Source organism: Gallicola sp. Sow4_E12 (assembly GCF_052116305.1).
Classification (GTDB): Bacteria; Bacillota; Clostridia; order Tissierellales; family Peptoniphilaceae; genus JBQKLI01.
In genome coordinates, this window is the sequence record NZ_JBQKLI010000009.1 from 64,757 (window position 1) to 80,713 (window position 15,957).

The following is a 15,957-nucleotide window of genomic DNA, read 5'->3' on the forward strand; positions in this document are numbered from 1 at the left end:
GATAACTTGCAGGGTTTAATAAGTATCTTTACTCCAAAGTTGCAATCAATAATTTATTGAAAAAGATTGAAAGGTGGTGGTAAATAATGTTACAATGTGGGAGTATCAGTTTAAATTCTTCGTGAAATAGTGTTCTTTTAAGCTAATAAAAAATGCACGTGGAATTTAGGTATTAAACTTTTAAAATAGAGGAGTATATATGTTTTTCATTTTTGGCATTACAAGTAAAAGAGATGATTTAGATTTTGGTGAAACGAGAATATGTAGTGTTTGTGGTAGATATGGAAGATATAACGTTTTTGTTGAATACAACGCTTTAAGTTTATTTTTTATACCAGTATTTAAATGGGAAAAAAGTATTTTATGGAGGCTAGTTGCTGTGGGTCATTATTTTTTTTGTCAGAAGGAATTGGAAGAGACATTGAATCTGGAAGAAATGTTAGTGTAGGAGATGAAGATTTAACTCCTATATATACTAATAATTCTAGAATGTTAAATTGTTCTAGTTGTGGATATTCTGTAGAACAAGATCATACATTTTGCCCAAATTGTGGAACTAAACTTTAATTAAAAGAAGGGAAATTATGAAAACAATATTAAAAGTAGTTCTTGGGATTTTAGTTGTTTTAATTTTAATTGGAGCAATGGTCCTTGGACTTCGAGCTTATAACACTAGTAAGTACAAGCCGGACAATTACAATCCTGATGAGGATTTAAAAGCTACAGACTTGTCCCAATATGATATGAATGTTGAAGGTGTGGAAGTATCTAGAATTGAGGGGGATTATTTAAATGGATTTAGATTAATTCCCAATGAAAAAACACACCCAGGAGTAGTTATTACCTTTGGTGGTTCTGAAGGCTCTCCAAATTACGAGGCTGGAAAAGCATTTTCTCAAAATGGATATGAAGTTTTATCTTTGTTTTTCTTTGGAATGGAAAATCAGAAAAAAGAGCTAATGGAAGTTCCTTTAGAACTTTTTGATGAAGTTTTACAATATATTTCTGACAACATTGAAGATGGTGAAATCATAACTATTTATGGTGGATCTAAAGGTGCAGAATTGGGACTGAATTTAGCAACTAGATATTCAGAGATTGACAATTTAATCCTTATGGCTCCAGCAGAGTTTTCCTATATGGGATTATCCTTTGAAGATTTTAATCAAATGAATTCTTCTTGGACTTGGAAGGGCGAGGAAGTACCTTATATAAATATGCAAGCTGGGAATTCAAGTGACGGATTTAATTTATTTAAATCATTTTTACTAAATGAACCAGTGGCTTTTAGACTGGGATATGAATCTGCAGCTAAAGGGGACGAAAACAAAGAAGAAGCTAGAATAAAAGTCGAAAATACTGATGCAAATATAGTATTAATTGCTGGTGATGATGATAACATGTGGCAAAGTGAAGTCGCTGCTGAAAACATATACAATAAGAGACCAGAAAATACTGAGGTTTTTATTTATGAAGGTGCAGGGCATATATTTGTGGGAGATAGGTTTATGTATACCAGTGGAATGACACTAGATATGGGTGGTAACAAAGAAGCAAATGAAAAGGCCTTTAACGAAAGTAACAAAGTGATTATGGATAAACTTAGTGAATGGCATTAAAACAGGTTTTTAGTATTAACCAGAGAATGAATTTTTTCTCTGGTTTTTAATTTGTTATTTGTTGTTTATTGTGTAAAATAGGAGTATAATACCTATTCGAAAGAAGGTTAAATATAAATGGTGAGCAGTTTATTTTGGAAAGTGATATAGAACTCACAAGGGATAAGAAAAATTATATTGAAGCAATATGTGAGACAATGTACGATGAAAGCAATGAATGGTATGAAGATATATATGATATGTCCCCATATGATATAGCTGAACTATTTGAAAAAACAGTAAAGGACGAAGTAGGATATATAGTTTATTATACTTCTATACATTTCTGTAACCGAATTCAATAAAAACAGCTTTTCATACTTCAAATCCTTTTATTCTTCACAAAAAAAGAGCCCTTGACAGGCTCTTGTACAGGAAGCTTTTATCCCTGCAGTCCTTTTGATTGTCTATCCATGTCTTCCACTACAATATCAAAAATCTCTCCTAAGGTAGAACAGTATTCCAGTATCTCCCAAGGCTTGTTTGTGTGAAAATGGATTTTAATCAGATTTTCATCTCCTACCGCCAAGAGACTGTCTCCTTCAAAATGTGTTTTGATATATTCATCGATATCATCTTCCGATAAATTCTTTCCCTCGATTAACAACTGGGTATCGTATTTAAACTCTAACATAATTCCTCCTGTTTTTTTCTTTATATTATACTCTTATTTCAGTATTTTCTTTAATAATTTCAGATTATTTTTAAAAGGCGGATATCTTAGTGGAATATCCAGCAGATTGCTTTTCTTTAGAATGCTTTTCTTGTGAGTAAAGGTCTCGAAACCTTCTTTTCCGTGATAAAAACCCAGTCCGCTTTTCCCTACTCCTCCAAAGGGAAGGTGGGTTGAAGAAACTTGTATCACCACATCATTGACAGCTCCTCCTCCAAAAGAAAGATCTCCCAGAATCCTTTCTTCATTTTCCTTGGAGGTTGTAAAAAGATACAGGGCTAAGGGTTTTGGTTTATTCCTTAATACATTCACGACCTCTTCGATCTGATCAAATACAATAATAGGAAGAAGCGGACCGAAAATCTCTTCTTTCATAGAAGCCGACTCCCAGGTTCCTTCTATAATCGATGGAGCTATTTTTTCTTTCTGATTATCAAAACTCCCTCCATAAAGGACAATGTCTTTTTTCAAGTATTCTACAAGTCTTCGAAAATGCTTCTCGTTTATAATCTTGGGATATTCTTCATTGTTTAAAGGATCTTTCCCATAAAACTCCTCTATGGATTCTATTAAATATTTTATAAACTCTTCTTTTACTTCTTTTTGTAAACAAATATAGTCCGGTGCTACACAGGTCTGACCGGCATTTAAGAGTTTTCCCCATGCGATTCTCTTTGCTGAAAGTTTTATGTCTGCTGTTTTATCGACAATACAAGGACTTTTCCCTCCAAGCTCTAAGGTAACAGGTATTAATTTTTCTGCCGCTTTTTCATAGACTATTTTTCCCACAGCGGTGCTGCCGGTAAAAAAGACATAATCGAAATGTTGATCTAATAATTCCTGAGTCCTTTCCTTACCGCCTTCCACAACAGCAGCATATTCTTTATCGAAAGTATCTTCTATAATCTTCCTTAAAACCTTCGCAGAATGTACGGAAATCTCCGATGGTTTTATAATCACGGTGTTTCCGGCTGCTATTGCTGCAATAAAAGGATGCAGCGTTAGCTGAAAGGGATAATTCCACGGAGAAATCACAAGCACCTGCCCATAAGGTTCTGAGTAAACTATGGATTTTGAAGGGAAATGAGCCAAAGGCGTTTTAACCCTTTTCGGCTTTCCCCATTTTTTCAGATTTTTTATAATATGATTGATTTCCTGATAAAACATCCCTATCTCTGTTTCGTAGGATTCAAAAGGAGACTTCCCCAGATCTTTATCTAACGCTTCCATAATCCTATTCTCATTTATTTTTACAGCTTCTTTTAATTCGCGAAGCTTCTTTATCCGATAATCTAAATCTTTTGTATAACCTCTATTATAAAAATCTCTTTGATTTTGTACTAGCTCTTGTATATTCATAGAAACCTCCTATCTTTACTAATACCCTTTTAGAACAAAAAAAGAGACCCTCCTCAGGAGCGTCCCTTTTTTATACTCATAATAAAGCACAGAAAATCTTTACCCTATTACCTGTCTCCTATTACCTACTACCAATTCCCTACTTCCTATTTTACCTACTTCCTACTCCCCTAACAATCGATTCCGCCGTCTACTCTTAATAATTGTCCTGTTATAAATCTAGATTCATCTGAAGCAAGGAAAAGTGCTGTGTTTGCAATATCTAACCCTTCTCCTAGTGTTTTAAGAGGACTCCTCTGGCGCATAGGTTCCATCGCATCGGCTCCCCCTACAGAATCCAGCATCGCCGTCTGGATCGCTCCAGGAAGAATAGCATTGCAGCGGATTTCCGGGCCAAGCTCCCTTGCAAAAGCTTTGGTTAAACCGCTCATTGCGTGTTTCGAAGAACAATAGGCAACAGATCCCCATCTTGCGGAGGTTCCCGCTACCGAACCGGTGTTGATAATAACCCCTTTGCCCTTTTCTTTCATCACAGGAGCGCATTTTTTCGTAAGGACTAAAGCTGCGTTTACATTCACATTAAACACATTTAAAAACTCTTCCAGCTCAATATCCAAAGTGTTTTTTGTTGACAGCATTCCAGCATTATTGTACAAAATATCTACCGTTCCATAAACTTTTATCGTTTCGTCGAAGATATTTTCCACCTGTTTTAAATCTGTCATATCCACTAAAACATATATCGCTTCTCCGCCGGTATCTTTAATCTTTTGAACTGCTTCCTTAGAACGCTCTTCATTTCGTCCTGTGATAACGACTTTTGCCCCTTCTTTTGCAAACAAATAAGCTGTTTCCCTTCCCATACCTGAAGTAGATCCTGTTATAATCGCAACTTTTCCATCTAATTTTCCCATACTTTCCTCCTTGTTATATTATTATCTCTAATGATATACTTATACCTTATATCGTTTTAAAACTATCAATATAAATATCTTCTTTAATAAATATAAACGACACCTTTCATTTTCCTTTTAAATTCATGAAAATCTTCTTCGGTTATCTTACCTTGGGAGGTCATTATAAGAAGAGGTATTTCAGCATTTCCTGGCATTAAAGGAGGCTGAGCATAAGGATACTCATTTAATTCAAAGCCGTTTCTTTCATAGAAGGCGATCCTTCTTCTGCTGATCTTGTCTTCTGGAGGTTCTACTTCTAGGTAAATTCTTTTGATCCATTTTGATCGGGCAGACGTCAAAATCTTTGTGCCGATTCCTTCTCCTCGTGTATCTGGACATACTACGAGATGTTCTACAAAATTAAAATCTTTAAACTTCCAAGAACTGATATATCCTTTTATTCTTTCCTCTTCTTCATAAACTTCGATATCATAATCTGGATGATCTAATAATTCTTTCTGCCTTTCATAGGAACGGTATTCTTTTACGGGAAAAGAACTTTCTAAGATCTTAAAAAAATCATTGAACTCTTCCTTTTTCATTTCTCTTAATACACTAGATTTCATCTGCGGTCTTCCTTTCTTCCCTATTTCTCTTTGCACTATAGAATATACCCATCATAATTAAAAACACAATTCCCTCTGTAAATACAAAGGAAAGCCAGACTCCTCTCATCTTAAAGTATTCCTGGAGTATAAAAACCATGGGAATAAGTATTGCAATGCTTCGAAGTATGGATAAAAACATCCCCTCCTTTGTTTTTAATACAGCACTTAAATAAGCAATAGTCACAATATTAAAACCTGCGAAAAAGTATCCAATAAAATAAATCCGAAGACCCTCTACCGCTAAGCCCAGAAGTTCTGGATCCCCTTGGCTGTTAAACAGCATTCCTATTTCCTCTGCAAAGAAAAATACGATTCCATAACAAAGGATAATCACTATAGCCGCCGTAATCCAAGAAGCTCTAAAAATAAATTTTAGATCTGTCTTTTTTCCTAAACTGAAGGATCTGCTTGCTAGAGGCTGAATTCCTTGAGAAATCCCCACAAAAACAGCTGTTTCGATTAAAGCGATATTCGCAACGATCCCATAAGCCCCTACACCTATCGTTCCTCTTATATTCATAATAATAAGATTAAAGGTGATCAGAGAAACAGCTGAGGCGATTTCTACTATAAAAGAAGAAAAACCATAAGATGCCATCGCAAAAATCCTATTTAAACTAATTTTTGTTTTTATCCATTTAAATCCTGCTTGAGTTCTAAAATGCTTCGATAAAATAAGGAGGCTTATAACAGGAGACAAAGACGTAGCAAAGGCCGCTCCGAACATCCCCCAGCCAAATACAAACATAAATACATAATCTAGTACAATATTCGAAAAACTGCTGGTAATCATCGCAATCATTGGAAGTTTTGGATTGTTATCGTTTCGAATATAGGCGAGACTTATATTGTTAAAAATGAAAAAAGGAGCCGCTAAAAGGATCGTCCGAAGATAGGTAACGGTCAAAGGCAAAGTTGCTCCTTCCGCTCCAAGAACATTAGACAAAGGCTCCGTAAAGAAGATCCCCATCAGTACAAAAACAAGAGCCGCGCATCCTCCTATAAACACTGCATGGCTGAAGGATCTATTTCCTTCTCCTTCTTTATGCTGTGTTAAAGAATAATCCGTTCCGCCTCCGATCCCGATCATCAGTCCGAATCCATTTAAAATACTATAAACAGAAATCGAAAAATTAAGAGCCGCCAGCCCTTCCCCTCCTAAACCCTTAGCCACAAAATACGTATCTCCTAATATATAACAAGATAAAGCAATCATGCTCATCACATTCAAGCTTACATACTTTATAAAATCCCTCTTAATCTCTACCATATTCTCCCCCATAAATATTTAAAATACTAACCTCTGTCGTGATACAAACACTTACCTATGTCTTGACTAACGCTTAGGTTCCTCTAGATCCATGCGTATTTATTCCTTCCAATGGCAACTCTTGCTATAAGAAAGTTTAAAGCTCTAGATATCTTCTTCCTATACATTTACAGTACAAGAAAGGTCTTAGTTTCCAATCCTGGGGAAGGATGAAGGGCACCTAAGATTCTCCTGAAGCCCTAGCTCAAATCAGGTCTTTAGATTTGACGAGCAGGCCTCATGCCACTCGTTTCCCAAGAGCGGTATTTTGCGATTGGCTAGAAACGATCGGCCATATCCTCCCCCAGACCCCCTCCTTTTACACCCCCAACGCTTAGGAGCAAGGGAGCGTCTAACGACGCCTTTTATATACGAAGAAAATGCTCCGCATTTTCCACCACAACTCCCCTCTCCACTCTTTCACACTTCACTCTTTTCTTACTACAGGTGTGCCGCCTAGAGCCTAGGTGCCGAAGGCATCCTGCCTGGGTTGCGAAGCAATCCCGCCTTTTCCTACTCCCTATCTTTTCCCTAAAAAAAAGAAGGCATCCCATCTCTCCTTCTTAGACCTAACGGAGAGATACGATACCTTCCACTTCACCCGGTGGCGAAGTAATATATTTAATTAATATAAGTATACTGTAAAAGCACTTCTAAAGTAGCAAGAAGATTTTATAGCAATGAGTCTTTACCTAGAAAACTAAGCCCTAAATTTCTTATTTCTATACTTTTATAGTATAAGAAAGGTCTTAGTTTCCATCTCTGGGGGAGGATGAAGGGCGCTTAAGATTCTCCTGAAGCTCTAGCTCAAATCATGTCTTTAGATTTGCCAAGCAGGCCTCATGCCACTCGTTTCCCAAGAGCGGTATTTTGCGATTGGCTAGAAACGATCGGCCATATCCTCCCCCAGACCCCCTCCTTTTACACCCCAACGCTTAGGAGCAGAGGAGCGTCTAACGACGCCTTTTTTCATACGTAGAAAATAAGCGTACTTCTTATTTTCCTCCACAACTCCCCTCTCCCCTCTTTCACATTCCACACTTTTTCTTTCATCCCTATCTTCCTCTATCTTTTCCTAGGCCGCAAAGCGGTCCTGCCTAGAGCCTAGGTGCCAAAGGCATCCTGCCTGGGTTGTGCAGCAATCCCGCCTCTTCCTATCTCCCTACAATATCTTCGATAAGAAACTTTGAAGTCTTGGGCTTTCCGGGTTTGCGAAAAATTCCTCTGGAGTATTCTCCTCTTCGATAAGACCATCATCCATAAACATAACACGATTCGATACTTGGCGGGCAAAACCCATCTCATGAGTAACCACTACCATAGTCATGCCCTCATAAGCGAGCTCTGTCATAACATCCAACACTTCTCCTACCATCTCTGGGTCGAGAGCTGAGGTCGGTTCGTCGAAAAGCATGACTTCAGGATCCATTGCCAAAGCCCTTACAATAGCAATCCTCTGCTTCTGTCCGCCGGAAAGCTGATTCGGATATGCTTTTGCCTTATCTACAAGGCCTACCCTTTTTAAGAGAACATTTGCTCTTTCTCTCGCTTCTTCATTGCTTAATTTCTTAAGTTTTCTTGGCGCGATGGTAATATTTTCTTCGATGGATAAATGAGGAAAAAGGTTAAACTGCTGAAAAACCATTCCCATTTTCTGGCGAACCTTGTTGATATCCGTTTTCTTATCTGTAATATTCTGTCCGTCTACTATGATCCTGCCTCCCGTAGGACGCTCTAAAAGATTCAAGCAGCGTAAAAAGGTTGATTTTCCAGAACCGGATGGACCTACGATAACGACTCTGTCTTTTCGTTCAATCTTCGTTGTAATACCTTTTAAGACTTCATGCTCTCCAAAAGCCTTCTCTAAATTTAGAATATCAATCAACTTGTGCCATCCTCCTTTCCAATTTTCCTTGGAATTTCTGTAAAATAAGAACCAATACTAAATAAAATGCCGCTGCAATAAATAGAGGGGGTAAGATATCATAGGTTCTCGATCCTACTAAAGTAGCCGCCTTTGTAAGCTCAGTAATAGCTATAACGGAACCTACAGATGTTTCCTTGATCAATACGATAAACTCATTTCCAAGGGCTGGAAGAATGTTTTTAATCGCCTGTGGAAGGATAATATAGCGCATCGTTTCCCCCTGCTTAAATCCTAGACTCCGTCCTGCTTCCGCTTGTCCATTATCCACAGCTTCAATCCCTGCACGGACGATCTCAGCGATATAGGCTCCAGAGTTGATTCCGAAACAAACAGCTCCTACAAGCACTTCGCTTGTAGATCTTGAAGTAAAAATCAAATTATATATGATTAATAATTGCAAAAGGACCGGTGTCCCTCGAATTACAGTTGTATAAAGGTCTCCTATTCTTGCCAGAATCCCCATAATAGCATTCTGCTTGCGGCTTACCTTGATAATTGCAACAATCACTCCGATAGCCATACCGATAATAACAGCTAAAACAGTGATCTTCAACGTTAAGAGCAAACCATCTAAATAAAGCATATATCGTCCCTGAGGAACGAAGGCTTCATATAATCGGTCTAATATATTCATATCTCAATATTCCCTTCTAAGTAAAAGATAAGGAACCTTAAACAGGTTCCTCTCCCTTATTTTTGTGCATGATTTTCCATAATCTTGTCTAATTCGCCACTTTCTTTAAGCTCTTTGATTACGGTGTTGATTTGATCCAAAAGCTCTTGATTTCCCTTTTGAACTGCAATCGCATATTGATCTACAAACAGAGGCTCGCCTTCAAGAATCTTCAAAGTATCATTATTCGCCGCTACTAATTCTTCTGCTGGAAGCTGGTCCATTACGATACAGTCCACTTTTCCATTTTTCAAATCTTCTGTAGCTTGGACAAACTTCGTATAACGCTTCACTTCTTTCGGCTGCGTATTTTCTGGATTGCTGACTTGAATATCTGCAATATTTCCCTGCTGAACTGCTACAATTTTGTCGTTTAAAGCATCCCATGTAGGAGTTTCTACTGTCAGATTTGCTGCATTGACTACAACCACTTCTGTAGAATCAACATATCTCTCAGAGAAATCCATTTGTTTTTCTCGTTCTTCTGTTACAGAAACTCCAGAAGCTACCATATCTACCTTTCCTGATTGAACCGCTAAAAGAGCTCCGTCAAAATCCATATCTTTTACTTCTAATTCTTTGCCAAGCTTTTCTGCAATTTTTTTAGAAATATCGATATCGATTCCCACAACCTCTCCGCCGTCTCCTATGTACTCGTATGGCGGGAATCCTGCTTCTAATCCAACGATAAGTTTCTCGCCGCTTGATGCGCCCTGCTCAGCTGGTTCTGTGTTTTCCGCATTTTGTGCATTGCCGCAGGCAGCTAAAACAAACGCCATCATTAAGGCCATTACAATTTTCATTAACTTTTTCATATTTCTCCTCCATTTATTTATATGTTCATATTCTATCATTGAAAACCCTTGATATCAATATTTAAGTTAAACAGAAGAGAGGGAGTAGGTTATAGGTCTTAGGAAGTAGGGAAAGAAAGCGGGAGGTCTGATCACGACATGGGTAAGTCATTTGTGTCAAGACATAGGTAAGTGTTTGTGTCAGAATATAGGTAAGTCTTTTTAACGTTTTCTATGGTAGAGACATTGATTGTGCTTTTTGTTTAGCTTTTTTGATAAGAGGAAAATACAGCTCTCTTTTGTCACAGCTTAAAGAAAAGCAGTATGCCTACGGCTGCTAAAAAAAGAAAGGACATTTTTACAGCAATAAGCTTTGCTGAAAAAACTTCCTTTCTTTGGAGGGCAGTTTATTCTATTATACAGTCCCATAGAACTTCTCGAACAGAATAATCGCACCATTCTTCGATTTTTTCCAGATATTTCTCTTTCTTTTGAGAAGCTTCCGACTCTTTCAAAAGAACTTCGGAAATACCTAAGGTTAGAAAATCTAAGGAATTCTGCTTTTCAATCTCTTTCACGGAAAGTTTGTAATGATGATGAAGTCTGTCGATGATCCGAAGGCGAATCTGTCTTTTTTCTTTTAAAGATCGAACTCCTCTTATATCAATTTCTACTCTCATCATCAACATAATCATACTCTCACCCTTATTTTTCTCCGAAGACTTTAACCTTTTCTTCTACAGCCATTTTTTCTTTCGGTTCTGGATATTCTTCTATAACTCCAAATGGCATTTGGCTTATGAGCATCCACTCTTTTGGAATATCATACCTTTGTGCCACTTCTTCATCGATAAGAGGATTATAATGCTGAACACTCGCTCCCAAACCGCAGGATGCTAAAGCTGTCCAAATTCCATAAAGAAGAATTCCATCTCCTTCACTTGCCCATCGGTCAAAGTTATGAGCATAATCCGGGAATTTTTCTTCCATAATTTTTAAAGAATTCTTATCCTGATAGAAAAGAACTGTTCCGTAAGCTTTTGCAAATCCCTTGATTTTCTTCTCTGTTTCTTTGAATCTTTCCTCATCGTTTACAACCTTTCTCAAAGTCTCCATAACGATATTTTCCCAAAGATAATCGTGTTCTTCTCCTAATAAAATCACAACACGCTGGGACTGGCTGTTCAACGAACTAGGTGCATCCTGAGTCACCTGTTTAATCATCTCGATAAGATTTTCGTCTTTGAGTGTCGACTCTTTCTTTAAACTGTAAACTGATCGTCTTTTTGCCACTGCAGCTAAATAATCCATATATTCCCCTTTCAAAATATATAATATTTACTTTTACATATTTACCCTATTTAGTAATAAATATATCGGGAAAAGGAAAAATAGTCCAGGAATCATAATAACAAGAGCTATACCTCTTACTTTCTTTATCCTAAGAGAGCATCTAACGACACCTTTTATTTACGAAGAAAATGCACAGTATTTTCCACCACCCCTACTTCCTAAATCCTATAACCTATCCCCTATCTTTTCTCTTTCCCTAGGCCGCAAAGCGGTCCTGCCTAGTGCCTAGGTGCCGAAGGCATCCTGCCTAGGTTGCAAATCTACCCCGCCTTTTCCCTATTTCCTAAAACCTGTTTCTTATCTCTTTTCGAGTTTCGTGGAATAATTCCATTTTTCTTTTTGAACTGATCACTACTCGTTTTTCTAAACTACCCGGAATATCTTTTTCTATTTCTCGAAGAATCTCCCGATAATATACCAGAGCAAGCATCAAGGGAAGCCTTGATTTTACCTTAAAATCAGGACAGAGTTTTTAAAAGAATCATAATACGTATTTGCTTTCTCTATCATCTTCCAAATCATTTCTGTGTAGCTGTCATTTAATCTTTTCTCTTTAATATGCTCAATACTAATGCCATACTTTTTCATAAGGTCTTCCGGGAGATAGACTTGGGATCGTACTTTCGCGTCTTCGGAAATATCACTTAATATTAGTATACTGCATAGCGATTCCGAGTTCTTCGCAAGCTCTTTCCATTTTTCGATCATAGCTGCTGCTTAAAACAGGAAGAAGCATTTTCCCTACAGACCCTGCCACTAAACGAGAATACTCTTCCAGCTCTTCCTCCGTCGAAAAACCAGTCAGCCCAATTCCCCGCCGCTGTCCTTCTAATTGTTCTTCAAAAAAAGCATAAGGAATATCATATTTATCCACTGTATCCCTTAACGCTCTCCAATTATAGTTGTCTTTGTCCTTTCTATTTTTGAAGAACTCGTACTCCTTATAAAAATCTCGGTATTTTTCTAACGCCGCTTTCTGGTCTGGTGTTTCGTCTACAATATCGTCGATGATTCGATTAAACACATAGATAGAATAGACTGCATTTGCTTCTTCTAGCGGCAGATTTTTAAAAGCAGCATAAAAAGACAGAGAATTTTTTTAATCACTTCTTCGCATTTTCTATAATCGTCTTTTAAATTATTCATATCCATAATCCTTTATTACTTCTTCGCTGGCTAATCTTCCCGACTCTAAAACAATAGGAACTCCCGCACCGGGATGAGTACTGCTTCCGCAAAAATACAGTCCTTCCGCTTCTTTCCACTTCGGCTGAGGTCTAAAATAATTCGACTGTGTCAATGTTGGCTGCAGACCGAAGCAGGTTCCATTATAGGAATGAAACTTTTCTTTGAAATCTTGAGGCTGAATAACCGTTTCTGAAACAATTCTTTCCTCCACATTATCCAGTCCTGGGATTTTTTTCATTCTATTAATTATGGCGCTTCGATATTCTTCTATAGTTTTAGCAGAATATTCATACTTCGCACTTCCTAAATCCGACACCGGTACTAATGCATACATCCCTGTATGGCCTTTTGGTGCTAAAGAAGGATCTATTTTTGATGGAAAAAATAAGTAGAAGGAAGGATCCTCCAGTTTTTCCCCTTCGAAAATCTGATCTAAATTTTTATCAATATCCCTTGAAATTATAAAGTTGTGAACCTCTAGTTCGGACACCTCTCCCTGTAAGCCAAAATAAAATATTAAACAAGAACAGGAATAGTCCATAGCGTCGATTTTCTCATCTTGATACTTGCCTTTTCTCTCAGGATCCTTGATCAAATTCTTTACAGCATAAGGAAAATCATCATTGCAAAGGACAAAATCACTGGATACATCTCTGTCTTTTAAAGCAATTCCTCTGCAGGATTCTCCTTCAAAAAGAATCTCTTCTGCTTCTTCTCCATAGTGAATCTTGCCGCCCAGCTCTAAAAACAATTTCTCCATAGCCTTTGCCATAGAGTACATCCCCCCTTTGATAAACCAGATCCCGTATAAAAGTTCGATCATCGGAATAATATTATACAAAGATGGTCCCTTCTTCGGAGAAACGCCGATATATAACGTCTGAAAACTAAACATAGACTGAATATCTTTATTTTTCACATATTTCGAAAGCATATTCGAAGCACTGTCAAAGGTTTTAAGTTTTAAACCTTGTACAAGAGTTTTTGGATTAAAAAAATCAGAAGGTTTTCGAAAAGACTTTCGGATAAAGTGTTTTTCTGCAATACGAAAGCGTGTATAAATGTCGGATAAAAAACGAAAGAACCCTTCCGTATCATCAGTACTGATATTTCCCAGCATAGAAGTAAGTTTTACTATATCGTTAGAAACCTCATATTTCCTTTCTAAATTTTCACCAAAAAACACATTATACATCGGATCAAGCTTCACCATCTCTATATAATCCTTCGGGTTTCTTCCGCAGCTTTTAAAAATATCCAGATACTCCTCGGGCATCATCACAATCGCCGGACCCAAGTCAAAAGTAAAACCATCCTTTTTTATCTGAGTCATCTTGCCCCCGGGGCCGGATTCTTTTTCGAATATTTCCATTTCAAAACCGGCATTTTGCAGACGAATAGCAGAAGCCAGCCCTGCAGTACCTGCTCCGATAACAATTCCCTTTTTTTTACTTCTCATTACGCATTCCTCTTTCTTTTCTTAAAAACTGCTCTCATTCTATTTTGAGCACTTTAATTTTCAATTTATATGTTTCATTCTATAAAAAATTATACTACATTACTTATCGATTGATAAGTATATCCATAAATTACCCTCTTTATATAATTGATAATCATTGCAAAGTAGAGAATTTCACAAAAAAACAGAATAGAATATTAAAATTCTATCCTGTCATATATAAATAATGCCCACCTATCCACATATAAATCATTATATTCATATAGGTATCAACGATTGTGTTCAGAGATTGAATAGAGTGTTTTTAATCCTATCTGCAATAAAAAATGCTTCCAGCAGCAACTGCTGAAAGCATCCTCTTGATCTTTTCTATTTAATCTCTATCTTACAATATCCTTCAATGGAAGTATTTCGATCTTTTCTTCTTCTAAAGCTTTTCTTGTTTTTTCTACAAACAATAGAGCTTTCTCTCCGTCTCCATGAACACAGATAGAATCCACTTTCACTGGAATCTCTTTGCCTGAATAGGCGGCAACTGTTCCTTGTGTTACAGCTTGAATGATTCTCTTTACAGAAACCTCTTCATCCGTTACCATGGATCCTTCAAGCTTTCTGTTTCGAAGACTGCCGTCTTCTTCATAAGCACGGTCTGCGAAAAATTCCGAAGCAGAAGCAAGTCCCTTCTTTTCTGCTGCTTTTAACAGCTCGCTTCCTGCTAGTCCTAACAGAATAATATTCTCGTCAAATCTTGCAATCCCTTCGCAGATTGCCTCTGCTAGAACAGGATCTTTTCCAGCCATATTATAAAGAGCCCCGTGAGGCTTCACATGAGAAAGCTCGATTCCATAACTTTTACAAAAACCATATAAAGCACCGATCTGATAGCTAACGTAGTTTCTTGCTTCCTCAGGAGTTAAAACCATATTTCTCCTTCCGAAACCTAAAAGATCCGGAAATCCGGGATGAGCTCCAACACCTGCCCCGTATTTCTTCGCTAAAGAAACTGTTTTATCCATCACCATTGGATCAGAGGCATGAAAACCGCAGGCAATATTCGCCGAAGAAATCAATGAAATAATCTTTTCGTCATTACCCAACGTATATCGTCCAAAACTTTCACCTAAATCACTATTTAAATCTACTTTATACATATTCCCTCCTTCAAAAACGGCGTTAGCGTTCCTTATGTTCGTTTCTCTAAAAATTTATCAGTATACTATATCTAATCTTAAAACTTCGATATATTGACTGATGTAAAAATAGAAAATTAATCCTCCAGATTTCTTATTCCAATATTTTTACGGTATAAGAAAAGTCTTAATTTCCATCTCTGGGGGAGGATGAAGAGCTCCTAAGATTCTCCTAAAGCCCTAGCTCAAATCAGATCTTTAGATTTGGCCACAGGTCAGCAGATCGTTCTTCGACAAATGAAAAAACTTATTTGGAGAACGAGTTGCACCAGATCTACTAAAGCTTTTTTAAAAACGCTAGTTAGGTCTAGCTCATGCCACTCATTTCCCAAGAATGGTGTTTTTACATTCTTGGCTAGAAATGACTGGCCACTCTTTTCTTACTACAGGCATCCTGCCGTTCTATTATGTCCTACAATAAAAGAGTTTTTACCTAGAAAACTAAGCCCTAAATTTCTTATTTCTATACTTTTATAGTATGAGAAAGGTATTAGTTTCCATCTCTGGGGGAGGATGAAGAGCGCCCAAGATTCTCCTGAAGCCCTAGCTCAAATCAGGTCTTTTGATTTGACAAGCAGGCCTCATGCCACTCGTTTCCCAAGAGCGGTATTTTGCGATTGGCTAGAAACGATCGGCCATATCCTCCCCCATACCCCCTCCTTTTACACCCCCAACGCTTAGAAGCAGGAGAGCATCTAGCGACGCCTTTTTCATACGTAGAAAATAAGCGTACTTCTTATTTTCCTCTACAACTCCCCTCTCCCCTCTTTCACACTTCACTCTTTTCTTACTAAAGGCGTGCCGCCTAGA

15 protein-coding genes and 2 pseudogenes are annotated in these 15,957 nt (G+C 37.5%); 4 read left to right on the top strand and 13 right to left on the bottom strand.

Going from position 1 to position 15,957, the window contains the following annotated elements:
- Window positions 1-199: 199 nt before the first annotated feature.
- The 4 genes and pseudogenes from ACTQ46_RS06280 to ACTQ46_RS06295 all read left to right on the top strand — a co-directional run.
- Window positions 200-411, top strand: a pseudogene (locus ACTQ46_RS06280) (zinc ribbon domain-containing protein); the annotation flags it as partial.
- Between the two features lie 78 nt (window positions 412-489).
- Window positions 490-567, top strand: a complete 78-nt coding sequence (locus tag ACTQ46_RS06285; protein WP_441748239.1) for a zinc-ribbon domain-containing protein — start codon at window positions 490-492, stop codon at window positions 565-567.
- 17 nt (window positions 568-584) lie between these two features.
- Complete coding sequence (locus ACTQ46_RS06290) at window positions 585-1,619, top strand: acyl-CoA thioester hydrolase/BAAT C-terminal domain-containing protein (protein WP_441748171.1); 1,035 nt, start codon at window positions 585-587, stop codon at window positions 1,617-1,619.
- A gap of 113 nt (window positions 1,620-1,732) precedes the next feature.
- Entirely contained in the window at window positions 1,733-1,963 is a 231-nt protein-coding gene (locus ACTQ46_RS06295; RefSeq protein WP_441748241.1) for a hypothetical protein, read from the top strand.
- Between the two features lie 77 nt (window positions 1,964-2,040).
- Here the strand turns inward: ACTQ46_RS06295 and ACTQ46_RS06300 are convergent, their stop codons facing one another.
- From ACTQ46_RS06300 to ACTQ46_RS06360, 13 genes and pseudogenes are all read right to left on the bottom strand, one after another.
- Entirely contained in the window at window positions 2,041-2,292 is a 252-nt protein-coding gene (locus ACTQ46_RS06300) for a kinase to dihydroxyacetone kinase (protein WP_441748172.1), read from the bottom strand.
- Between the two features lie 33 nt (window positions 2,293-2,325).
- On the bottom strand, window positions 2,326-3,690 hold the full coding sequence (locus ACTQ46_RS06305) for an aldehyde dehydrogenase (RefSeq protein ID WP_441748174.1): 1,365 nt from the start codon (window positions 3,688-3,690) through the stop codon (window positions 2,326-2,328).
- A gap of 170 nt (window positions 3,691-3,860) precedes the next feature.
- A complete protein-coding gene (locus ACTQ46_RS06310) occupies window positions 3,861-4,604 on the bottom strand; it encodes an SDR family NAD(P)-dependent oxidoreductase (RefSeq protein WP_441748176.1) in 744 nt (247 codons plus the stop codon).
- 83 nt (window positions 4,605-4,687) lie between these two features.
- Window positions 4,688-5,212 carry a GNAT family N-acetyltransferase gene (locus ACTQ46_RS06315; RefSeq protein ID WP_441748178.1) on the bottom strand — a complete coding sequence of 175 codons (525 nt, stop codon included), beginning with the start codon at window positions 5,210-5,212 and terminating at the stop codon, window positions 4,688-4,690.
- Window positions 5,202-6,524: an MATE family efflux transporter gene (locus tag ACTQ46_RS06320; RefSeq protein ID WP_441748180.1), complete on the bottom strand. Its 1,323-nt coding sequence runs from the start codon at window positions 6,522-6,524 to the stop codon at window positions 5,202-5,204. The genes ACTQ46_RS06315 and ACTQ46_RS06320 overlap by 11 nt, the downstream gene beginning before the upstream one ends.
- A gap of 1,201 nt (window positions 6,525-7,725) precedes the next feature.
- Complete coding sequence (locus ACTQ46_RS06325) at window positions 7,726-8,448, bottom strand: amino acid ABC transporter ATP-binding protein (protein WP_441748182.1); 723 nt, start codon at window positions 8,446-8,448, stop codon at window positions 7,726-7,728.
- A complete protein-coding gene (locus tag ACTQ46_RS06330; protein ID WP_441748184.1) occupies window positions 8,441-9,124 on the bottom strand; it encodes an amino acid ABC transporter permease in 684 nt (227 codons plus the stop codon). The genes ACTQ46_RS06325 and ACTQ46_RS06330 overlap by 8 nt, the downstream gene beginning before the upstream one ends.
- 56 nt (window positions 9,125-9,180) lie before the next feature.
- Window positions 9,181-9,978 carry a transporter substrate-binding domain-containing protein gene (locus ACTQ46_RS06335; RefSeq protein WP_441748186.1) on the bottom strand — a complete coding sequence of 266 codons (798 nt, stop codon included), beginning with the start codon at window positions 9,976-9,978 and terminating at the stop codon, window positions 9,181-9,183.
- 386 nt (window positions 9,979-10,364) lie between these two features.
- On the bottom strand, window positions 10,365-10,652 hold the full coding sequence (locus tag ACTQ46_RS06340) for a DUF503 family protein (protein ID WP_441748188.1): 288 nt from the start codon (window positions 10,650-10,652) through the stop codon (window positions 10,365-10,367).
- A 10-nt stretch (window positions 10,653-10,662) separates the two neighbouring features.
- Window positions 10,663-11,268 (bottom strand): nitroreductase family protein, encoded by a 606-nt coding sequence (locus tag ACTQ46_RS06345; protein ID WP_441748190.1) that lies wholly within the window; start codon window positions 11,266-11,268, stop codon window positions 10,663-10,665.
- 489 nt (window positions 11,269-11,757) lie between these two features.
- A pseudogene (locus ACTQ46_RS06350) lies at window positions 11,758-12,400 on the bottom strand (phytoene/squalene synthase family protein).
- Window positions 12,401-12,448: 48 nt separating this feature from the next.
- Window positions 12,449-13,957: a phytoene desaturase family protein gene (locus tag ACTQ46_RS06355; protein WP_441748192.1), complete on the bottom strand. Its 1,509-nt coding sequence runs from the start codon at window positions 13,955-13,957 to the stop codon at window positions 12,449-12,451.
- 380 nt (window positions 13,958-14,337) lie between these two features.
- Window positions 14,338-15,108 (bottom strand): LamB/YcsF family protein, encoded by a 771-nt coding sequence (locus ACTQ46_RS06360; RefSeq protein ID WP_441748194.1) that lies wholly within the window; start codon window positions 15,106-15,108, stop codon window positions 14,338-14,340.
- Window positions 15,109-15,957: the final 849 nt, after the last annotated feature.